The sequence below is a fragment of the Bacillus cereus group sp. Bce041 genome, assembly GCF_052646455.1.
Genome location: NZ_JBQXON010000001.1, coordinates 965,844 through 987,140 on the forward strand (window position 1 = coordinate 965,844; position 21,297 = coordinate 987,140).

Consider the following 21,297-nt stretch of genomic DNA (forward strand, 5'->3'; position numbering starts at 1 on the left):
CACCTCATATTTGCAATTTTTTTTATCTCGATTAAACTTTATATATTCAATAGAAATTACTTCAAGGAGGAATTCCATGTCTTCATTTACACATTTCAATGACCAAGGACGCGCAAAAATGGTTGATATAAGCGACAAAAAAGCAACCGTTCGAACAGCAATTGCGTGCTCTAGCATTGTCGTTACGAAAGAAATTTACGATAAAATCTCTCACAATGAAATTGGGAAAGGTGACGTATTAGCAGTTGCGCAAATCGCAGGCATTATGGCTGCGAAACGTACTTCTGATATTATCCCAATGTGCCACCCTTTATTATTAAAAGGTGTTGACGTTTCTTTCGATTGGAAACAATCAGAAGAACAATATCGTTTACTCATTGAAGTAAAAGTTAAAACAGAAGGTAGCACCGGTGTTGAAATGGAAGCTTTAACAGCTGCTTCCGCTACCGCTCTTACTGTGTATGATATGTGTAAAGCTGTCGATAAAGGTATGATTATCGGTGAAACGTACTTACTTGAAAAAACAGGTGGAAAAAGTGGAGATTATACGAGAAATTCATAATCCTCTCTCCGTTGAGCCTAAAGGGTTTCCTTTAGGTTCAACCTATATATCTTGCATATAAACTTTTCGCTACATTCATATCATTCGTCCCATGAATGAACGCCCTGCCATCTGTAAATAAAACAAAACGATATTCTTCTACCGGAAATGATAATAAATAAGGTGTCGCCTTTATCTCTACGCTTCTTTGTAAGCGTTTTTTAATTTCTTCTAAATTAAAATTCTTCCGCACACCCGGGCGAATTTGTACTGTATTCCGCCCACATAACACTTCTGTTTTCGTTTGTCCTTCAAATGTTAAACTCGGATATGTACGTAACCTTCCGCAAGATAAACAAGTATCTTTTTTCTGCCTATTCACTTTAAATGCCATCTGTTGATTATTCCAAAGATCAAACGATAACATCGTTTCACGAAGCGCACCAAAGTCTTCTACTAATATTTTCAGCGCTTCCGTAATTTGATGCGCAACTACTAATTGTACTGCCGGTTGTATAATACCAGCTGTGTCACATGTTGCACCGCTCGCTGGATGCTCCATTAAACAGCGAAAACACGGTGTTTTCCCTGGTAAAATTGTATACGTTACTCCGTAGCTTCCGACACACCCACCATATATCCACGGAATATTATACTTTTGTGAAATATCATTAATAAGAAGACGCGTTTCAAAATTATCTGTCGCATCTAATATTAAATCTACATCATTCACTAATTCTTCCATTTCTTGCACCGTTACATCCGTCACAACCGGATTTATTTCCACCTCAGAATTAATCGCTTTTAAATGTTCTGCAGCCGCTATCGCCTTCGGTTTATACTGCTTTGCATCTTCTTCTGTATATAGTTGTTGTCTTTGTAAATTACTCCATTCTACATAATCACGGTCAGCAATCGTTACTTTTCCAACACCTGCTCTAACAATCGCTTCTGCATTTGCCGCACCGAGAGCACCAGCACCAATAATAAGCACATGCTTCTCTCTTATTTTTCTCTGTCCTTCTTCTCCAACACCAGAAAATAATATTTGTCTTGAATATCGCTCCTGCATGCGATAGCCCCCTTTCTTATCCTCCTATATAAGACATTTCGATTTTCGGACGATTTTTTGCACTTTCTTCTGTTCGTTCATCCGAATACCTATCTTTTCTATTCATCCATACATCTTGTATAACACTTAATAACTCCTCATCCGAAAGATTTCCTCTAAGAAGTTCTCTTACATCCAAACCCTCTGTCGCAAATAAGCACGTATAAAACTTTCCATCTGCCGAAATTCTCGCCCTCGTACAAGAGACACAAAATGACTCAGAAACAGATGTAATAAAACCAACTTCAACATTTGTTCCAACGTACCGATATCGCTTCGCAACTTCACCAAAGTAATGCGCTTCAGCTGGCTCAAGTGGATCCATCTTATGAATCATCTCAATCAATTCTCGTTTTGTAACGACTTGATCAAAATTCCACCCATTTGTACTACCAACATCCATAAACTCAATAAACCGAAGCTTGATTCCTTGCTCTTTAAAATACGCAGCCATCGGAAGTACTTGATGATCGTTCATCCCTTTTTTCACAACCATATTTACCTTTACTTCCAGCCCCGCCTCTTTAGCTGCTATAATTCCCTTAATTACCGGTTTCGTATTAATATTTCGACCATTAATATTCTTAAATATGTCGTCATCTATTGCATCTAAACTAACATTCACTCTATGTAATCCAGCTTCTTTTAATGCCTTCGCTTGTTTCGTTAAATGTACGGCATTTGTCGTTAACCCTATATCTATTAGCCCATCAATTTTCACAAGACGTGCAATAAGTTTTGTTAAATCTTTACGAAGTAGTGGCTCACCGCCAGTAATTCTAATTTTTCGTACACCAATGTTAACAAATAATTTTGCCAAACGCTCAATTTCATCAAAAGTTAGTAAAAACTCATCTTTCAAAAAAGCATAATCTGACCCAAATATTTCCGCTGGCATACAATATGTACATCTAAAATTGCAACGATCAATGACAGATATACGTAAATCTTGAAGTGGGCGTCCAAAAAAATCTTTAACCATCTCCTGCATCGCCACCCTCCCTTTCTGCCAAATTTCTTTCTTTTCATTCTATTATAATATATTTTCGAACTGCGATGTTTTTGCTCAAGAGAATAATGTGAAACTTTAAATAATTAGAGGGGATCCACTCCCCTGGTTAACGAGGTTTACTTACAAATACAAAGATAAAAAAACCTTGAAACATAAAAGTTTCAAGGTTTTCTGCTTATTAACTTAATCTAATAATAGTTAGGGTAGCCCCTGGCGTTGCTGTAGATAATGTAGCTACTGCAACTACTCCAAATAACTGTAAGCTAACAGCGGCTCCAGCAGGCAAGTTAGCGATTATTGTTGCACTAAATGAACCAGTAGCCACTGTCGGGGCATTTATCGTTCCCGCAAGCGGACTGCCATTTACAGTTATACGAGAACTTACAAGTAAACCTGCCGTTAAATTAATTGTATAGGCTATATAATAGTTTCCTGCATTCGCAACTGTAAATACAGTATTTCCACCACTAACGGTTATTCCTGGGCCAATATTTTGATTGTTCGGTAACGGTACGTTCGTACCCCCTAATAAAACGGAAATAGCGGTTCCTGATGTATTATTCGCAAACGCATACGTTGCAGTTGTACTAACTCCAGTCGCCCCGGTCGCTCCAGTGGCTCCAGCTCCGGTTGGACCTGTATCTCCAGTTGGACCTTGTGAACCGGTTGCTCCTGTAGCCCCCGTTGGACCTTGGATTCCTTGCGGGCCTTGAATTCCTTGGGGACCTTGAATCCCTTGTGGACCTGTCGCTCCGGTTGCTCCTGTAGCTCCCGTTGGACCTTGAATTCCTTGTGGGCCTTGAATTCCTTGGGGACCTGTCGCTCCGGTTGCTCCTGTAACTCCCGTTGGACCTTGAATTCCTTGCGGGCCTTGAATTCCTTGGGGACCTTGAATCCCTTGTGGACCTGTCGCTCCAGTTGCTCCTGTAGCTCCCGTTGGACCTTGAATTCCTTGCGGGCCTTGAATTCCTTGTGGGCCTTGTGGGCCGGTCGGACCTATCTCTCCTTGCGGACCTTGGATTCCCTGTGGGCCTTGTGCCCCGGTTGCCCCTGTCGCTCCTTGGATTCCTTGAGGACCTTGTGGACCTTGAATTCCTTGGGAGCCGGTTGGACCTATGTCGCCTTGTGGGCCTTGAATTCCTTGGGGACCTTGTGCTCCGGTTGCCCCCGTTACTCCTTGGATTCCTTGGGGACCTTGAATACCCTGTGGACCGGTTGGACCTATCTCTCCTTGAACACCTTGGATTCCTTGCGGGCCCTGTAAACCCGTCACTCCGGTTGCTCCCGTTGCTCCTGTTGCTCCTGTCACTCCAGTTGAGCCTGTCGCCCCGGTATCTCCTGTTACTCCTGTCGCACCTGTTGCTCCTGTCGGGCCAGGTGGTCCACCTGATGGACCTGTCACTCCTGCCGGACCTGATGGCCCCGTTGGGCCGGTCGGTCCTGCTGGTCCTCCTGACGGGCCAGTCACCCCTGTTGGACCGGTAGTTCCTTCTCCCGTCGCTCCGGTTGCCCCCGTATCTCCTGTTGCTCCCGTCGGACCTTGCACTCCTTGAATTCCTTGTGGTCCTTGCACTCCTTGTGCACCTGTTGCTCCTTGAATCCCTTGTATTCCCTGCACTCCTTGTGCGCCCATCGGACCTGTTGGACCAATCACCCCTTGTATTCCTTGCACTCCTTGGGGCCCCTCTGGACCGGTTGCTCCTATTTCCCCTTGTATCCCTTGAATTCCAGTTGCTCCTTGTGCTCCAGTTGCTCCCGTTATCCCTTGCACACCTTGTATTCCCTGTATTCCTTGTGGACCTTGTGGGCCGGTTGCTCCTTGCACTCCTTGAATGCCTTGTATTCCCTGAGGACCCTCTGGACCCGTTGCTCCAACTGGCCCTTGAACACCTTGTATTCCTTGCGGGCCCTGCAGTCCCTCTGGGCCTTCTGGGCCGGTTGGACCTATCTCTCCTTGTATCCCTTGGATTCCAGTTGGACCTTGTGACCCAGTCGGACCTATGTCACCTTGCGGACCTTGGATTCCCTGTGGGCCTTGTGCTCCTGTTCCCCCTGTCGCTCCTTGGATTCCTTGAGAACCTTGTGGGCCTTGAATTCCTTGTGGGCCAGTTGGACCTATGTCGCCTTGTGGGCCTTGAATCCCTTGCGGACCTTGATCTCCGGTGGCCCCCGTTACTCCTTGAATTCCTTGGGGACCTTGAACACCTTGTGGCCCTGTTGGACCTATCTCTCCCTGCACACCTTGGATTCCTTGCGGACCCTGTAAACCCGTCACTCCGGTTGCTCCCGTTTCTCCTGTCGCTCCTGTCACTCCAGTTGAGCCTGTCGCCCCAGTATCTCCTGTTACTCCTGTCGCCCCGGTTGCTCCTGTCGGGCCAGGTGGTCCACCAGATGGACCAGTTACTCCCGCCGGACCTGATGGCCCCGTTGGGCCGGTCGGTCCTGCTGGTCCTCCAGACGGGCCTGTTACCCCTGTTGGACCAGTTACTCCTGTTGGGCCTGTAGTGCCTTCCCCTGTCGCCCCAGTTGCTCCCATATCTCCTGTTGCCCCCGTCGGACCTTGGATTCCTTGAATTCCTTGTGGACCTTGCACTCCTTGTGCACCCGTCGCTCCTTGAATTCCTTGTACTCCTTGCACTCCTTGTGGCCCCATCGGACCGGTTGGACCAATCGCCCCTTGAGCACCTTGCACTCCTTGTGGCCCCTCTGGACCCGTTGCTCCTATTTCCCCTTGTATCCCTTGAATTCCAGTTGCTCCTTGTACTCCTGTTGCTCCCGTTATCCCTTGCACACCTTGTATTCCCTGAATTCCTTGTGGGCCTTGTGGGCCTGTTGCTCCTACCGGTCCTTGAATGCCTTGTATCCCCTGTGGACCCTCTGGACCCGTCGCTCCAACTGGCCCTGGCACACCTTGTATTCCTTGCGGGCCCTGCAGTCCCTCTGGGCCTTCTGGACCTGTTGGTCCTATATCACCCATCGGACCTTGTATCCCTTGAACTCCCTGTGGCCCTGTTTCTCCTGATGACCCTGGTACTCCTTGTATACCTTGTGGACCTTGATCTCCTGTGGCCCCTGTTACCCCTTGTGGCCCTATAACCCCCTGTATACCTTGTGGACCTTGATCTCCTGTTGCTCCCGTTGCCCCTTGAATACCTTGAACTCCTTGTATTCCTTGTTCACCAGTTACTCCCGTCGGACCAGGAATACCTTGAATACCCTGCGAACCTTCTGGACCTGTTGGCCCAATTGGTCCTTGAATCCCTTGGATTCCTTGCAAGCCCTGTGCTCCCGTACTTCCAGTCGGACCTGTACTTCCCGTTGCTCCTGTTACCCCTGTACTTCCTGTAGCCCCAGTATTCCCCGTTGCTCCAGTCGCACCTGTACTTCCACTCGGTCCACCACCTGGACCTGTCGCACCAGTCGGCCCCGTCGGACCAGGAGGTCCTCCAGATGGTCCAGTTATTCCAGTTGGACCTGTTATTCCAGTCGGGCCTGTTATCCCCTGACCAGTTGCTCCAGTCGCTCCGGTTGCACCTGTATTTCCACTCGGTCCTGGTGTTCCTTGTATCCCTTGTGCTCCTTGTATTCCTTGTGGACCAGTTGCACCCGGTAACCCTTGGACGCCTTGAATTCCTTGAGATCCCTCAGGTCCCGTCGCTCCAATTGGCCCCTGTAATCCCTGTATCCCTTGTATACCTTGTGCCCCAGTCGCTCCCGTTGGACCAATCGGACCTTGTAGCCCTTGCACACCCCCCGGTCCTGTCGCTCCAGTTTCTCCTTGTGGTCCTCTCAATCCTTGTGGCCCCTGCTGTCCTTCTGGTCCAGTTGCACCTATTGGACCAACTGATCCTTGTATCCCTTGCACACCTTGAGGTCCTGTCGAGCCCATCTCCCCCATCGGACCTTGTAATCCTCTTGGTCCTTGAGGTCCTGTTGGGCCTTGTGGACCGGTTGGACCAGTAATCCCTATACCTGTAAATCCAGTTGGAACAGGGGGGAAAGTAGGCCCAATAAGTTCTGGTGGAATTCTAAAATTAGAGCTTAACGAATTTTGCTTCCGATTATTATCACGATTCTTCACACTTTCACCACCTACAAACCGTCTTTTTCATAATAAATAAGCCTCTTCTTAATCTATTTACAAAAATAATTTCCAAGACTATTTTTATTTTAAATAATAAAAACTCCCTTAATTCCTTAAGGGAGTCCTGCAATTGAATCCATATTATCTGTATTAGGGACAGCTTGTGCTATACCCGATGTATTTACACTTTGCCCCATATTTGTTCCTGTTACAGTACCAGCAGGAGTGCCTCTTGTATATGTTGTCGTCACCGAATCACCTGGCTGTAAACAAAGCTTCGTCTCCGTCCCTATTACTGTAACAACATCAATCCAAGTGCACCCCATTGAACCACTATATGATTTCGAAGCAGTAAATGAAGTATCACTCAAATTATCACCGGTAAATATATTCCCAGTGTTATTCACAATAACAAATTCTTTTATATGAGCAGGCATAATTACACTCTACCTTTCCTCTATGAACCTAATGTACGTGTACTTGTTGCTAACGGCGGAAGAAACACTGATGTTCTAATGACTGCTTCTGGCTGTCTTTTCCCATTTAAAAAAATAGCCGCACTCGACCCTCCAGCACCTGCATATACTTTTGCTACAGCTAAAGGCGAGATATCATAACAGTCGCCGACATTAACAGCTCCTGTATTATTCATAATTTTTACTTTACGCAAATTAATCCCCATTTACCCCTCCTCCTTTTTATACTGTATGCAAAAGAAAAAAACTTGAAACAGACTCGTTTCAAGTTTTTAACTATTAACTATTTCGTTTCACCTTCATATTGAAGCATACCGCCAACCATATTCACTGTTTTAAATCCTTGCTCATTTAAATAATGACATACATTTTCACTGCGCATTCCTGAACGACAAATAAAGATATATTCATTCTCTTTATTAAAGAAATCTACTTTATGTGGGATATCGCCCATTTTAATATGTACAGCTTCTGGAATCTTTCCTGCCGCTACTTCTTCATCTTCTCTTACGTCTACTAAAAATAACGTTTCTCCATTTTCTAAACGCTCTTGTACCTCTTCTGTAGTAATTGTTTTAACTTCTGTCATATGTAGTTCCTCCTTATATACAATAAAACCTTTAGTTTCTTTTTCACAAACATTCTCTACCAATTTTAGCACGCAAAAGAAAGAACGCAAAGAATCGAAAAACTATTTCTCAATTTTCTCGCAAAACTTATTCTTTACAAACATAACTCTTGCATTGTATCCTCAATATACTTGTCTTATGAAAGGAGCCAATGAAAATGACACTTTCCCTTTTCATAATGGGCATCATTTTCTTAATCGCTGCAATTATTACTCTTAGTATGAAAAATACTAAAAAAATAAAATCCCCCCAAGAAATGTCATTCTTATTTCTATTGCTTAGTATCGCATTCTTCGGTATAGCAATTGCCACATATATTTTCCGTCTACAAATCATGTAAAAAAAGGTGCTTACTACAAACATTGCACCTTTTCCCCATCATTTGTCTTCTAAACAAAACTAGATACTTTCCGATTTAAAAATTCATAAACTTTCTTTTCAAATAAATGAATATCAAATGCTCCCGCCATATGCCCATTTATACTTTCTATCTCATACACTTCCGCATACTTCCCTTGTTTTTGCAAAATATCTACCATTTTATAGTTGTAACGAGACGGCTGAAGCAAATCTTGTTTACATGGAATCATAAGTACATTCGCTTCTATGTTAGAAAGAGATTCTTCTAATGAAGAAAAACCATGTGCAATATCATGCAATAAAACTGCCTTTGCAGTATACATCCATGAATTTGCATCTACTAACTCTATACTTCTATATGTCGCTTTATTTATCTCTTTTTCAAATGATGTTAGTGTAGAAAACTTTTCATAAGGTTCTATCTCTATACTATTACGAGGAAATGCCATTTCATAAAAATGCTCATCAAACGCGTTCATAAACATCATTCTATTTGCTAAATGAAGCCCCTTTATCGGCTGCTCTTCTCCATATTTTCCACCTTTCCAACTTGGATCCAGTTGAATTGCTTCAATCGCATTTTGCGCTACGTTTACTGACGTAATAATTGGATTTTGTGGGTTCGTAATAACGCCAATCATCCGCTCTACCATATGTGGATAGTGAACCGCCCATTGTTGTGCAATCATTCCCCCTGCCGACGGTCCAATTACAGCGTGTAACCTTGAAATTCCCATACCTTTTATTAACTCATATTGCATACGAGCTACATCAAGAAATGTAAAAACCGGAAAATCCATAGCATATTCTTCTCCAGTTTCTGGATTAATCGATTTCGGTCCTGTTGTAATCACATATGGATTTCTCACCTGCACATTACAAAGATTATCTGTACATATAACAAAATACTTATTTGTATCAATTGCTTTTCCAGGTCCAATGAGCCCATCCCACCAACCAGACTCCTCATCATGCACTGTATATTTTCCTGCCGCATGACTTGTTGCACTAAAATAATGACAAACCAAAATCACATTTGACCTTTCTCTATTTAACGTACCATATGTCTCGTATCCCATTTGAACAGGAATTTCCCTGCCATTTTCAAACGTAAACCCTTTTAAAACAAACTTCTCCTTTTTTACAATTTGCACAGATTCTCCCTCTTCTCGTTATAGTATGAACTGCTTACTAAAGATTTTTTTCCATGCAAACTAATCTCCTTCTTCTTTTCATAAATAAATGAATAATATACAAAATTAGCCACAAAATAGCACTATATTACAAGATTAAAGAGGGTATACACATGATTTGGAATTGGTTACGTAAGAAAAAAAAATCAAATAAACCAGAAGCAAACGAAACAGATAATCAGGAGCAGCATTCTAACAATGAAGAGGATGATAACAAAGAACAGACTAGAAGTATGAAACATAATAAAGGTAAAAATCACGAACAAAAAGATTCTTCTCAGGATAAGCAACAAAGTACTAAACAAAAAGATTCTTCTCAGGATAAGCAACAAAGTACTAAACAAGAGGATTCCTCTCAGGATAAGCAACAAAGTACTAAACAAGAGGATTCCTCTCAGGATAAGCAACAAAGTACTAAACAAAAAAATTCTTCTCAGGATAAGCAACAAAGTCCTAAACAAGAGGATTCCTCTCAGGATAAGCAACAAAACTCTAAACAGGATGATTCCTCTCAAGATAAGCAACAAAGTGCTAAACAAGAGGATTCCTCTCAGGATAAGCAACAAAACTCTAAACAAGATGACTCTTCTCAGGATAAGCAACAAAACTCTAAACAAGATGACTCTTCTCAGGATAAGCAACAAAACTCTAAACAGGATGATTCCTCTCAAGATAAGCAACAAAGTACTAAACAAGAGGATTCCTCTCAAGATAAACAACAAGGTGCTAAACAAGGTGATTCGTCTCAAGATAAACAACAAAACGCTAAGCAAGATGAACCTTCTCAAAGTAAGCAACAACACTCTAAAGGTAATAGTATTTATGATTTTACGAAACCAGAAAAAGACCGTATCCATTCTTTACAAAATTTAATAGAGAAGCTGAAAAAATCTAGTGATTTTGTGAATTATCATACATCCGACGATGAAACGATGCCTTATTGGATTTCTTACTATCGTCCTTCGCTTGATGGAGAGAAATTACAAAAATATTTAATGCCTACTCTTTTGGAACGACCTAATGCTTCACTAGAAGAGCTGAAAGAACATATTCCAATGAGCGGCATTACAATTACGAACGACTTACAAAAAATTGAGGATATGGTTTTAAAGGGGCATGCGATTATTCAATTGAATCAGCAAGATCAAAAATGTATGCTTGCAAACATTGCAATTGATAATTATCGTGCACCAACCCCTCCTTTAAACGAATCAACTGTTATTGGTCCGCAAGAAGGTTTCGTAGAAGATATTGATACAAACATTAATTTAGTTCGAAAACGTCTTCCTGTTTTAGATTTACAAACAAAAGAAATGATTATCGGCGAGTTTTCCAAAACAAAAGTTGTCATGATGTATTTAGACAATCTCGCTGAAAAAGATAATGTAGATTTTCTCGAGGAATCATTACGCGCTCTTGAATATGATCAAATTAATGATAGTGCTTATATACAAGAATTGATGGGTGAAAAATCGATTTTCCCTCTCTATATCAATACAGAACGCACTGATAGAGTTACAAAAGCACTAATTGATGGAAAAATCGCTATTTTCGTTGATGGTTCTCCAAGTGTTTTACTAACACCTGTATCCTATTTCGATTTTTTCATTTCACCAGAAGACTATAACGTCTCCTGGATGTACGCTACATTTTCAAGGATTTTAAGATTAATTGCCGTTCTATTTTCAATTTGCGCTACACCGTTATACGTTGCAGTTTTAAATTATCATTATGAACTTATTCCAAGTGATTTACTTGAAACTTTAATTTTATCAAGGGCACAAGTACCATTCCCACCTTTAATTGAAGCGCTCTTTTTAGAACTTGCAATTGATTTATTAAGAGAAGCCGGCGCAAGGTTACCGATGAAAGTTGGGCAAACACTCGGTATTGTAGGCGGTATCGTAATCGGGCAAGCATCTGTACAAGCTGGGTTAACGAGTAACATTTTATTAATTATCGTTGCACTATCGGCACTCGCTTCCTTTATTACACCTATTTATAAAATGGGGAACGCTGTTCGATTACTACGCTTTCCTTTTCTTATGTTTGCAGAAATAGGCGGATTGTTCGGGATTTCTCTTGGATTTATCTTTTTATTTACTCATCTCTTTAGACTTACTTCCTTACGTAAGCCGTACGCTTTGTTTTATCCGACAAGGCAACAATCAGTTAAAGATTCTTGGATTCGTTTTCCATTAACAATGATTGATACGAGAGATGTGCAAGCAAGACCACAACATGTAAAAAAAGCAGCGAAAGGAATTTCAACAAAACATAGATCAGATTTTGATGATTGAGAAATGAGGTGCATTGATGAGTAAAGTTCAAGAAAAATATCAAATATCTCCTATCTTTGTTTTCTTCTTAATTCACGGTGCACAGTTTGGTGCTGGAGTTCTCGGATTCGCTCGAATCATCGCAAAGGCCGCTGGATACGACGGATGGATGGGAGTTATAATCACAGGAATTTTCATCCATATTCTTATATGGATGATGTATGTCTTATTAAAAGAAACAAATGGGAATTTAGTTGATTTACATCGGCAAACATTTGGAAAATGGCTAGGAAATGGCATTAGCATCATCTTTATGGCTTATTTTTTAATCGTTAGTATTTCGGTCATCCGAACATATGTTGAAATTATTCAAGTATGGATGTTTCCTACCGCTTCCACCTTTATGTTAACACTCTTTTTATGCTTAGTTAGCTATTACATTATCTCTTCTGGATTTCGTGTAATTACCGGTATTTGCGTCATCTCTGTTGGTGGTACATTAGGATACTTATTTCTAAGCTTATTCGTTTTGAAATATTCACATTGGGATAATTTACTACCTATATTCACACATTCTTTTTCAGACATTTTAAAATCCGCTCAACTGTCAATCTACAGTATGACCGGTTTTGAAATTTACCTCATGGTGTATCCATTTGTGAAAAAGCCTATGCAATCTCATAAATACGCTCAGTTTGGAGCACTATTTTCAAATCTTCTATATTTATTTAGCACCCTTTTAGCCTTTGCATTTTTTAGTGAAAAACAATTGTTAAAAACGATATGGGCCCAACTTTCTATGACCCAAGTCATTCAATTACCATTTATAGAAAGACTCGAATATATTGCAATTTCAGGCTATGCACTCGTTATTATTTCAAGTTTCATCCTCCCTTTATGGGCGTCAATGAGAGGAACACATGAAATATTCCGTGTAAAACAAAGGGGTATTTTAATTGCTTTTATCTTTATCACTCTCATTGTTTCGCAACTTTTAACCAACAGACACGATATTAATAACTTTATTAGTAATGTATCAAAAGTTAGTTTTTGGCTCATTTATGTATACATCCCAATCCTATTTATTATTGTGTGGGTGAAAAGAAAATGGAAAAAATCAAAAGCACAAGCAAATTAATACTTATTTCTTGTATAACATTCTTCAGTCTAATTGGATGTTTACAAAAAAATATTATCGATGATGTACAACTTATTCAAGGAAGCGTTTTTGATGTCGCAAAAGATAATAAAGTAAAAGTGACATTCGTTTGTCCCATTCAGAAAAAAGGAAATAAAGTTCAAGTTTTTGAAGGCAGTGCAAATGCAGTAAAACAAGTAAAAGCAGACACATCTTTAGAGTCTTCTCAACCATTTGCTAGCGGACAAATGCGTGTCGCTCTATATACAATAAGGCTTGCCAAAACAGGAATGTCTACTTCATTCGATACATTACTTCGAGATGTGAATATAGGGAACGCTTTATATGCTGCTTTATTAGATGGGAATGGTACTGAACTTTTAAAGGGCAAATATTCGACTTCATACAACGTTGCAATTTATATAAAAAAATTGCTAGAACATAACATGGAGACCGGACCTTTACCAGCGGATAATCTACATATAGGAGCATTTCGCTATTATCAAGAAGGAAAAGACTACTATATTCCCATTCTAAAGAAGCATGGTGATAAAATAAAAATTACCGGAATTGGCCTTTTTAAAAAAGATAAATATATCGGTAAAATTGCGGAAAAAGATATGTTCATATTTAAAGGACTATTAGAGAAACATAAATTAGATTCACATGAATTTAAAACAGATTCTGCGTACGTAATGATTAATAATATTCGTTCTGTTCCAACTTACGATATAAAAATTAAAAATGGAAAGCCTTCTTTTTTCATTAACGTTCGTCTTGATGCACGTATTCAAGAACTATCAAAACAAATTAACTTAGAAAATAACAAGAACACAAAAAACATTGAAAAAGATGTCCAAAAACAATTAGATAAACAAGCTGCTAAGTTAATTAAGCAACTTAAATCTTTAGGCGTCGACCCTCTCGGGCTAGGTGCAAAGTATAAGCAACATTATCGCCCATTCAAATTAGAAGAATGGAGACAAATGTATAAAGATGTTCCGGTTCATATAAAATACACCGTAAATATTACAAATTCTGGTGTCATTGAATGAGAAATGATTGAACTCCTCTCCCCAGCATGATACAACGGAGAGAGGAGTTTTTTTATTATCAAATAGAGAGAGAAGATATTTATGGGGGAGCTTATGTCTAAAAAATTAGTAAAGCCTATTTTAAATGGTATTTTATTTCTCGGCGTCTTTTTATTTGCTCATACATACTTAAAAAATGTTTCCTTCACACGTTACTTGCTTGTCGTTATACCAATGTTACTGGTCGGTATTTTTGGCATCGATCTTATTTCATCCCTTTTAATAAAAAAAGAAGAATAACGAGCGAACATCTTATTTCGATAAGATGTTCTTTTCATTTCATAATCACCTTATGTTACAATAAACTTCGGCATAACGTAAGAAAGGATGAAACAACATGACAAACGAAAAAGGTTTAGATAAAGGATACGAACTTGTTGCGAAAATGCATGAAGTATTCGGACATCCTGTGACAAATACTCCAACAAAATTAACAGAAGAGCGTGCAAAAATCCGTGCAAGTTTTATGCAGGAAGAACTAGAAGAATTTCTAGAGGCAACGACTGTTGAAGATCAATACGATGCACTGATTGACCTTATTTACTTTGCATTCGGAACGTTTGCAGAAATGGGCGTACGTCCAGATAAAGGATTCGAAATTGTAAACAACGCCAACATGGCAAAACTATTCCCTGATGGGAAGCCTCGATTCCGTGAAGGCGACGGTAAGATTCTAAAGCCAGAAGGCTGGCAAGCACCGGAACCACAACTTCGTGCTGAAATTGAACGTCAGCGTCAAGAAGCTGAAAAAAACTGCTAGGATTTCCTAGCAGTTTTTTATTATGTCTTTTTTTCTGGCAATCATTAATGACCCACGTGTCCCGCATGTCCTGCAGCTCCACTAATGCTAGCCGCTCCTGCTGCTGCCCCCGCTCCTCCTGCTCCAATTCCACCTGTCCAAGGAGAAGATTGTTGTTGTTGTTGATATTGCTGATATTGTTGGTGCTGTTGGTGCTGTTGACCTTGGTGTCCATGATGTTGGCCTTGGTGGTGATGTCCATGGTGACCATGTTGGCCTTGGTGAGTTTGATAAAGAACAGCCTGCGGATGTATATGATGGTGGCCGTGGTGATGTACTTGTTGTTGATGATGTCCATGATGGCCATGGTGACCTTGGTGGTGATGGTGTCCATGATGGCCATGGTGACCTTGGTGGTGATGATGTCCATGATGGCCATGGTGACCTTGATGATGGTGGCCATGATGACCGTCGTGGTGGCCATGGTGACCGTCGTGGTGGCCATGGTGACCGTAAAAACCTTGTGGATAACCACCTACTCCGCCTGCCACAACACCTACTCCCGGTACCGGAAATCCTGTTTGTACTCCTCCAACGAAAGATGGGAATGTAGTTGGTACGCCTACTGGTACTCCTCCGGCTGCTCCGCCTACAAATGTTGGGATTCCTGTTTGTGATCCAGCTACTGATGATGGAAATCCTCCTGTTAATGTTGGAATTCCAGTTTGTGCTCCAGCTACTGATGTGGAAAATCCTCCAGGTGTTCCACCCATCCAGCTCGGAATTCCGCCATATCCTTGTTGTCCGCCTCCCATTAACATCATTTGTTCATAACTATCCGATCCACCTCCGAAAAAGCCATGTGGTGCATTATTGTCCATCCCTTTCATTCCTTTCACCTCTTCTACTCAATTTAGCCTACCTTTTTTATCATATTTCCTATAGAAAAATAGGTGTTTGTCTGTATTGGAATTCCGCTCTTTTATTTGTACGTATTGGAATAATTGAAAACTTAGACTAGGGTGATCCAGAGATTATTTTCTACACAAAAAAGCTCAGAGTATACATACTCTGAGCTTTTATTTAGAATAAATTAATTTGCAACAACATTAACAAGTTTTCCAGGAACAACAATTACTTTACGAACTGTTTTCCCTTCAATTTGGTCTTGAATTGCTTCAAGTGCAAGTTGTTCCATTTCTTCTTTTGATGCGTCTTTACTCATTGTTAGTTTTGCGCGAACTTTACCCATAACTTGAACAACAATTTCAACTTCATCTTCTACAAGTTTAGACTCATCAAATGTTGGCCAGCTTGCATATGTGATTGTTTCATTGTATCCAAGTTTGCTCCATAGCTCTTCCCCGATATGAGGTGCAACTGGTGCAATCATTTTTACGAAACCTTCTACATATTCTCTCGGAAGTGTTTCAGCTTTGTATGCATCGTTGATGAATACCATCATTTGAGAAATCGCTGTGTTGAAGCGAAGCTCTGCATAGTCTTCTGTTACTTTCTTCACTGTTTGATGGTAAGCTTTTTCAAGCTCTTTATTTGGTGCGTCAGTAATTTTCTCACTTAATTCACCGTTATCTTGAACGAATAGACGCCATACGCGGTCTAGGAAACGACGAGCTCCGTCAAGACCATTTTCAGACCAAGCAATTGAAGCATCTAATGGTCCCATGAACATTTCGTATAGACGAAGTGTATCTGCACCGTGGCTTGCTACGATATCATCAGGATTTACAACGTTACCTTTTGATTTACTCATTTTCTCGTTGTTTTCACCTAGAATCATACCTTGGTTGAATAATTGTTGGAATGGCTCTTTCGTTGGAACTACACCGATATCGTATAATACTTTATGCCAGAAACGAGCATATAGTAAGTGAAGTACGGCATGTTCTGCACCACCGATATAAATATCAACTGGAAGCCATTGTTTTACTTTTTCAGGATCTACAAGTGCTTCGCTATTGTTTGGATCGATGTAACGTAGGTAGTACCAGCAGCTACCAGCCCATTGCGGCATTGTGTTCGTTTCACGACGACCTTTTTTACCAGTCTCAGGATCAACAACATTTACCCACTCGTCAATGTTAGCAAGTGGTGATTCACCTGTACCTGAAGGACGGATGTTTTCTGTTTTCGGAAGAACTAATGGTAATTCCTCCTCTTTCACAGCTGTCATTGTACCATCTTCCCAGTGAATTACTGGAATTGGTTCACCCCAGTAACGTTGACGGCTGAATAACCAGTCACGTAGACGGTACGTTACTTTTTGATTTCCTGCGCTCGTTGCTTCAAGCCATTCAATCATTTTTGCGATTGCTTCTTCTTTATTTAATCCATCAAGGAATGCTGAGTTTACGTGTGCACCATCACCTGTGTACACTTCTTTCGTAATATCTCCGCCTTTTACAACTTCCTTCATTGGAAGATTAAATACTGATGCGAATTCATAGTCACGCTCATCGTGAGCTGGAACTGCCATTACAGCACCTGTTCCGTAAGTTGCAAGAACATAGTCAGCGATCCAGATTGGTAATTTCTCACCGTTTACTGGGTTAACTGCGTAAGCACCAGTGAATACACCAGTTTTCTCTTTCGCAAGTTCTGTACGCTCTAGGTCACTCTTCATTTTTACAGCGTTAATGTAAGCTTCTACCGCTTCTTTTTGTTCTGCTGTTGTAATTTCTGCAACAAGTGCATGTTCTGGAGCTAGTACACAGTATGTTGCACCAAATAATGTATCAGGGCGCGTTGTGAAAACTGTGAATTTCTCGTCTGTACCATCGATGTTGAAGTGTACTTCTGCACCTTCAGAACGACCGATCCAGTTACGTTGCATATCTTTTAAGCTTTCAGGCCAATCAAGCTCATCTAGATCTTCTAATAGACGATCTCCGTAAGCTGTAATTTTTAACATCCACTGTCTCATCGGACGACGCTCAACTGGATGTCCACCACGCTCACTCTTACCGTCAATGATTTCTTCGTTTGCAAGTACTGTACCAAGTGCTGGGCACCAGTTTACAGGTACTTCATCAACGTAAGCTAAGCCTTTTTCAAATAGTTTTAGGAAGATCCATTGCGTCCACTTATAGTAGTTTGGATCTGTTGTATTTACTTCACGGTCCCAATCGTAAGAGAAACCTAATGATTTAATTTGGTTACGGAACGTATTAATATTATGCTCTGTAAATTCAGCTGGGCTGTTTCCAGTATCAAGTGCATATTGCTCTGCTGGAAGACCAAATGCATCCCATCCCATTGGATGCAGAACGTTATATCCTTGCATACGCTTCATACGAGATAAAATATCTGTCGCTGTATAACCTTCTGGATGTCCTACGTGTAAGCCTGCACCTGATGGATATGGGAACATATCTAGTGCATAAAATTTTGGTTTTTCTGTCTCATCTGGCGTACGGAATGTTTTATTCTCTTCCCAGTACCCTTGCCACTTCTTCTCAATTTCTTGATGATTAAAGCTCATGAGATACCCTCCTTGAAATTCTATTTATTTTCACCGCCCAAAATACAAAAAACCTCTCATCCCTAGAAAGGGACGAGAGGTTATAGATTCCCGCGGTACCACCCTAAATTAATGTACAAATATACATTCGCTTAGATCCGTAACGTGGATTAACGGCAATTGCTACTATTAGTTTCACAACTGCAACTCAAAGGCGAGTTCATAACGAAACGTGGATTGACTTGCACCGACCGTCAACTCTCTAAACCAGCTTCTATTACTACTACTCCTTCTCACTGTTATTACACATATAAGTTAAGTGAACTATCCTTCACCTAGTATCTCTTAAGAGCTTACTTAAAGCGAGGACTTCTCGGTTAATCGTTACTCTTAATAACTAACGAATTCATCTTAAGACAGCCGAGCTATCTCCCTTGTTCTAAAGGTTGTTTTATTTAAATATATTCTAAAACATGTTACATGTTCCGTCAAACTAAACTGCAATTTTTTCTTCAACTGTTTCTTCTACTTTTACTCGTTTATCATAAATGCTCGTTGCTATAAGCGCTACTACAAGCATTACCATGATTGCTATAAACAATACTTCCATATTGTATAAATCCACAATTGCTCCGCCAACGACCGGCCCGAACATTTTCCCTACAGTAGCCGCACTATTTACGACACCTTGATAAAATCCTAATTTATCTTTTGGTGCAAGTATATTTGCAATCGTTGGAACCGCAGGCCATACAAATAACTCACCAATTGTTAATGTTACCATCGCAACGAGGAACATCGTAAATTGCTGCGCTTGACTTAACACAATGAATGACGCCGCAAAAATGAAAATTCCAATCATAATTTGCTGTTTTAAAGAACGCTTCATCCAACGAATTAGCATACTAACAAGTGGTTGCGCACAAACAATCATCGCTCCGTTTATCGTCCATAGTAAACTATAGTGACGAAGGCTAATATTCAATTCTTGCATATGTGTTGCAATCGCTCCTTGCCACTGTACGTATGTAACCCAGCATAAAGCATATGCTACACACACGATAAGAAGTGCTTTAAATCCAGGTGTAAGTGACCACCCTTTTTTCGTTTCGACTTCTTTTTGCACTCCTGGCTCTTTCTTGTCTTCCATACCGCGGAATCCAATAAAAGCAATTAAAAAGAAAACAAAGTATAAAATAAAATTCGCTAAGAAAATATAATCAAAACGATACGATGCAACTAATCCACCACATGCTGTTCCGATCGCAATACCAACATTTTGTCCAACGTACATCGCATTAAATGCCCGTCTTCCGCCTTCTGGCCAAACCGTACCAACCATCGCATACATCGATGGGAAGACCATTCCAGAACCGAAGCCGATTAACGCTAGCCACACAACATATAACGGCCAACCGTGGAAGAACACAAGACCTAAAATCGATACAAGTGTAATCACAATCCCTACTAAAGTTGATTTATAACCGCCCCATTTATCAAATAAAACACCGCCGAGCAAGTTTCCGATTACACCAGTAAGCGAATTGATCATTAATACCATTCCGGCCACAGATAAAGATTTTCCTAGGTGATCATGCAAATAAATTGTATTAAAAGGCCATAAAAAAGAAGCACCCGTGACATTAATAATCATCCCAGCTACTAATAGCCATACTTTCCTTGGCATAGTTTCCCCTCCTATTCTATTTTTTTCGTTCATATATATAACAGTAAAATTGTAGTCGTTTTTAAATAGGAAGGCAACTGATTAATAGTTGATGAAATTCAGATAATGGTTCGACGGTAAATGAAATTATACTGATTGCTTCTTGGATTATCTCAGCGATTATTAAAATATATCGACTTACCGACAAAAAATGACAACAGTAACAATGTATAAAGAGGCTGCATGAACTTCATGCAGCCTCTTTATACTATCCAACTTCCTTTTCTCGCTTCGCACTTTCTTTAGCGCTCCATTTAAATATTTTATCTAATAAGGAATATATTCTCCCAGATTCTTTCGTTAACAAAGGTCCTAACGATGCTAATATTAAAACATACAAAGCAGAGAATGGTTTAATAGTTGCCATTAAGCCGCCCGCAATTCCAATATTCGCGACGATAATGGAAAATTCTCCGCGTGATACAAGTGTTAAACCGATATTCGTAGAAGCCTTATGCGATAACCCAGCTTTACGCCCCGCAACCATTCCAGCAGTAAAATTACCGATAAGAGTAATGAAAACTGCTCCTAATGCCAACCACACTGCTCCTCCAAGTGAAAATGGATCTATACTTAAACCGAAGCTGAAAAAAAATATAGCTCCAAAGAAATCACGAAACGGAACAACGAGCTGTTCAATTCGATCACTATGCTCTGTTTCAGAAAAGACGAGCCCCAATAATAATGCTCCAATCGCCTCCGCGACATGAATCGTTTCTGAAAATCCTGCTACAAAGAACAAAATAGCGAATATTACGATAATAAAAATTTCATTGGACGAAATATCTAACATTTTATTTAAAAATCGTGTAGCTTTTCTAGCAACTACAAAGAATAGTAGCATATACCCTACTGCGATTAAAATAGATGTAAGAGCCCCTACAAGTGACGTTGCCCCTCCGAGTACTAATCCTGAAATGACTGATAAATATACGGCTAAAAAGATATCATCAAACATAATGATTCCTAAAATTAGCTCCGTCTCTTTATTACCAGATCTTCTTAAATCAACAATTACTTTCGCAACAATTGCACTCGATGAAATTGTTATAATCCCAGCAATAATTAATGTTTCTAATAAGGGGAAACCCATTATATATCCGTAAAGTAAACCTAATATAAAATTAAGCGATATATGAACAGTTCCCCCAAAAGCAATTGATTTTCCTGATTTAATTAATTTTTTAATTGAGAATTCTAAGCCTAAATAGAATAAGAGGAATATAACGCCAACACGGCCGAGGAAGGAAATAACTTCTCCGCTTTCAATAAATCTTAAATCGATAAGCCCTAAATCTGGCGCATGTGGCCCCACTAGCATACCGAGTATAATGAGAAACGGAATAATCGAGAACTTTAACTTTGCAGCGAGAATAGCTGCAAAAGCGACTAATACTAACGCAGTCCCAACTTCAAAGATTAAAGTATCCATCG

Annotated in this window: 18 protein-coding genes and 1 other annotated feature; of the genes, 7 read left to right on the forward strand and 11 right to left on the reverse strand. The window is 40.4% G+C overall.

The features are described 5' to 3' along the window. Window positions 1–76: 76 nt before the first annotated feature. On the forward strand, window positions 77–562 hold the full coding sequence (gene moaC, locus ACUN13_RS05095; RefSeq protein ID WP_000094146.1) for a cyclic pyranopterin monophosphate synthase MoaC: 486 nt from the start codon (window positions 77–79) through the stop codon (window positions 560–562). 37 nt (window positions 563–599) lie between these two features. Here moaC and ACUN13_RS05100 read toward each other — a convergent pair whose 3' ends face one another. From ACUN13_RS05100 to ACUN13_RS05125, 6 genes are all read right to left on the reverse strand, one after another. Next, window positions 600–1,613 carry a molybdopterin-synthase adenylyltransferase MoeB gene (locus ACUN13_RS05100; RefSeq protein WP_001158098.1) on the reverse strand — a complete coding sequence of 338 codons (1,014 nt, stop codon included), beginning with the start codon at window positions 1,611–1,613 and terminating at the stop codon, window positions 600–602. A 16-nt stretch (window positions 1,614–1,629) separates the two neighbouring features. Continuing rightward, entirely contained in the window at window positions 1,630–2,643 is a 1,014-nt protein-coding gene (gene moaA / locus ACUN13_RS05105) for a GTP 3',8-cyclase MoaA (RefSeq protein WP_025689933.1), read from the reverse strand. Between the two features lie 199 nt (window positions 2,644–2,842). Further along, window positions 2,843–6,745 carry a BclA-related collagen-like exosporium protein gene (locus ACUN13_RS05110; RefSeq protein WP_445423704.1) on the reverse strand — a complete coding sequence of 1,301 codons (3,903 nt, stop codon included), beginning with the start codon at window positions 6,743–6,745 and terminating at the stop codon, window positions 2,843–2,845. A gap of 116 nt (window positions 6,746–6,861) precedes the next feature. Continuing rightward, complete coding sequence (locus ACUN13_RS05115; RefSeq protein ID WP_001110855.1) at window positions 6,862–7,185, reverse strand: hypothetical protein; 324 nt, start codon at window positions 7,183–7,185, stop codon at window positions 6,862–6,864. A 20-nt stretch (window positions 7,186–7,205) separates the two neighbouring features. After that, window positions 7,206–7,430 (reverse strand): spore germination protein, encoded by a 225-nt coding sequence (locus tag ACUN13_RS05120; RefSeq protein WP_000512468.1) that lies wholly within the window; start codon window positions 7,428–7,430, stop codon window positions 7,206–7,208. A 77-nt stretch (window positions 7,431–7,507) separates the two neighbouring features. Then, window positions 7,508–7,813, reverse strand: a complete 306-nt coding sequence (locus ACUN13_RS05125; protein WP_000141207.1) for a rhodanese-like domain-containing protein — start codon at window positions 7,811–7,813, stop codon at window positions 7,508–7,510. A gap of 197 nt (window positions 7,814–8,010) precedes the next feature. Between ACUN13_RS05125 and ACUN13_RS05130 the strand changes: the two genes are divergently transcribed. Further along, window positions 8,011–8,193: a hypothetical protein gene (locus ACUN13_RS05130; RefSeq protein WP_000175905.1), complete on the forward strand. Its 183-nt coding sequence runs from the start codon at window positions 8,011–8,013 to the stop codon at window positions 8,191–8,193. 49 nt (window positions 8,194–8,242) lie between these two features. Here ACUN13_RS05130 and ACUN13_RS05135 read toward each other — a convergent pair whose 3' ends face one another. Next, window positions 8,243–9,367: an alpha/beta fold hydrolase gene (locus ACUN13_RS05135; RefSeq protein WP_001167639.1), complete on the reverse strand. Its 1,125-nt coding sequence runs from the start codon at window positions 9,365–9,367 to the stop codon at window positions 8,243–8,245. A gap of 152 nt (window positions 9,368–9,519) precedes the next feature. On the opposite strand from ACUN13_RS05135, the gene ACUN13_RS05140 reads away from it, so the two are divergent. The 5 genes from ACUN13_RS05140 to ACUN13_RS05160 all read left to right on the forward strand — a co-directional run bounded on the left by ACUN13_RS05140 (window position 9,520) and on the right by ACUN13_RS05160 (window position 14,677). Continuing rightward, window positions 9,520–11,706 (forward strand): spore germination protein, encoded by a 2,187-nt coding sequence (locus ACUN13_RS05140; protein WP_445423705.1) that lies wholly within the window; start codon window positions 9,520–9,522, stop codon window positions 11,704–11,706. Window positions 11,707–11,722: 16 nt separating this feature from the next. Continuing rightward, window positions 11,723–12,823 (forward strand): spore germination protein, encoded by a 1,101-nt coding sequence (locus tag ACUN13_RS05145; RefSeq protein ID WP_000049053.1) that lies wholly within the window; start codon window positions 11,723–11,725, stop codon window positions 12,821–12,823. Next, on the forward strand, window positions 12,793–13,878 hold the full coding sequence (gene gerHC / locus ACUN13_RS05150) for a spore germination protein GerHC (protein ID WP_000411389.1): 1,086 nt from the start codon (window positions 12,793–12,795) through the stop codon (window positions 13,876–13,878). The genes ACUN13_RS05145 and gerHC overlap by 31 nt, the downstream gene beginning before the upstream one ends. A gap of 93 nt (window positions 13,879–13,971) precedes the next feature. Continuing rightward, the gene (locus ACUN13_RS05155; protein WP_000038781.1) at window positions 13,972–14,157 is read left to right on the forward strand and encodes a hypothetical protein; all 186 of its coding nucleotides are present in this window, start codon (window positions 13,972–13,974) and stop codon (window positions 14,155–14,157) included. 97 nt (window positions 14,158–14,254) lie between these two features. Next, window positions 14,255–14,677: a hypothetical protein gene (locus ACUN13_RS05160; RefSeq protein ID WP_000180554.1), complete on the forward strand. Its 423-nt coding sequence runs from the start codon at window positions 14,255–14,257 to the stop codon at window positions 14,675–14,677. A 44-nt stretch (window positions 14,678–14,721) separates the two neighbouring features. Here ACUN13_RS05160 and ACUN13_RS05165 read toward each other — a convergent pair whose 3' ends face one another. The 4 genes from ACUN13_RS05165 to ACUN13_RS05180 all read right to left on the reverse strand — a co-directional run bounded on the left by ACUN13_RS05165 (window position 14,722) and on the right by ACUN13_RS05180 (window position 21,295). Beyond that, complete coding sequence (locus ACUN13_RS05165) at window positions 14,722–15,546, reverse strand: hypothetical protein (RefSeq protein WP_445423706.1); 825 nt, start codon at window positions 15,544–15,546, stop codon at window positions 14,722–14,724. 203 nt (window positions 15,547–15,749) lie between these two features. Then, on the reverse strand, window positions 15,750–18,158 hold the full coding sequence (leuS, locus tag ACUN13_RS05170; RefSeq protein WP_000009461.1) for a leucine--tRNA ligase: 2,409 nt from the start codon (window positions 18,156–18,158) through the stop codon (window positions 15,750–15,752). Between the two features lie 65 nt (window positions 18,159–18,223). Further along, window positions 18,224–18,443, reverse strand: a binding site (T-box leader). Between the two features lie 187 nt (window positions 18,444–18,630). Then, complete coding sequence (locus ACUN13_RS05175; protein WP_001137561.1) at window positions 18,631–19,824, reverse strand: MDR family MFS transporter; 1,194 nt, start codon at window positions 19,822–19,824, stop codon at window positions 18,631–18,633. A 247-nt stretch (window positions 19,825–20,071) separates the two neighbouring features. Beyond that, window positions 20,072–21,295, reverse strand: coding sequence for a cation:proton antiporter domain-containing protein (locus ACUN13_RS05180; RefSeq protein ID WP_025687328.1), 1,224 nt, complete (start codon window positions 21,293–21,295; stop codon window positions 20,072–20,074). Window positions 21,296–21,297: the final 2 nt, after the last annotated feature.

What these genes read in the sequence shown, in the direction of transcription:
- moaC (WP_000094146.1), top strand. Translation starts at nt 77, where the DNA reads ATGTCTTCATTTACACATTTCAATGACCAAGGACGCGCAAAAATGGTT.
- ACUN13_RS05100 (WP_001158098.1), bottom strand. Translation starts at nt 1,613, where the DNA reads ATGCAGGAGCGATATTCAAGACAAATATTATTTTCTGGTGTTGGAGAA.
- moaA (WP_025689933.1), bottom strand. Translation starts at nt 2,643, where the DNA reads ATGCAGGAGATGGTTAAAGATTTTTTTGGACGCCCACTTCAAGATTTA.
- ACUN13_RS05115 (WP_001110855.1), bottom strand. Translation starts at nt 7,185, where the DNA reads ATGCCTGCTCATATAAAAGAATTTGTTATTGTGAATAACACTGGGAAT.
- ACUN13_RS05120 (WP_000512468.1), bottom strand. Translation starts at nt 7,430, where the DNA reads ATGGGGATTAATTTGCGTAAAGTAAAAATTATGAATAATACAGGAGCT.
- ACUN13_RS05125 (WP_000141207.1), bottom strand. Translation starts at nt 7,813, where the DNA reads ATGACAGAAGTTAAAACAATTACTACAGAAGAGGTACAAGAGCGTTTA.
- ACUN13_RS05130 (WP_000175905.1), top strand. Translation starts at nt 8,011, where the DNA reads ATGACACTTTCCCTTTTCATAATGGGCATCATTTTCTTAATCGCTGCA.
- ACUN13_RS05140 (WP_445423705.1), top strand. Translation starts at nt 9,520, where the DNA reads ATGATTTGGAATTGGTTACGTAAGAAAAAAAAATCAAATAAACCAGAA.
- ACUN13_RS05145 (WP_000049053.1), top strand. Translation starts at nt 11,723, where the DNA reads ATGAGTAAAGTTCAAGAAAAATATCAAATATCTCCTATCTTTGTTTTC.
- gerHC (WP_000411389.1), top strand. Translation starts at nt 12,793, where the DNA reads ATGGAAAAAATCAAAAGCACAAGCAAATTAATACTTATTTCTTGTATA.
- ACUN13_RS05155 (WP_000038781.1), top strand. Translation starts at nt 13,972, where the DNA reads ATGTCTAAAAAATTAGTAAAGCCTATTTTAAATGGTATTTTATTTCTC.
- ACUN13_RS05160 (WP_000180554.1), top strand. Translation starts at nt 14,255, where the DNA reads ATGACAAACGAAAAAGGTTTAGATAAAGGATACGAACTTGTTGCGAAA.
- ACUN13_RS05165 (WP_445423706.1), bottom strand. Translation starts at nt 15,546, where the DNA reads ATGAAAGGGATGGACAATAATGCACCACATGGCTTTTTCGGAGGTGGA.
- leuS (WP_000009461.1), bottom strand. Translation starts at nt 18,158, where the DNA reads ATGAGCTTTAATCATCAAGAAATTGAGAAGAAGTGGCAAGGGTACTGG.
- ACUN13_RS05175 (WP_001137561.1), bottom strand. Translation starts at nt 19,824, where the DNA reads ATGCCAAGGAAAGTATGGCTATTAGTAGCTGGGATGATTATTAATGTC.
- ACUN13_RS05180 (WP_025687328.1), bottom strand. Translation starts at nt 21,295, where the DNA reads ATGGATACTTTAATCTTTGAAGTTGGGACTGCGTTAGTATTAGTCGCT.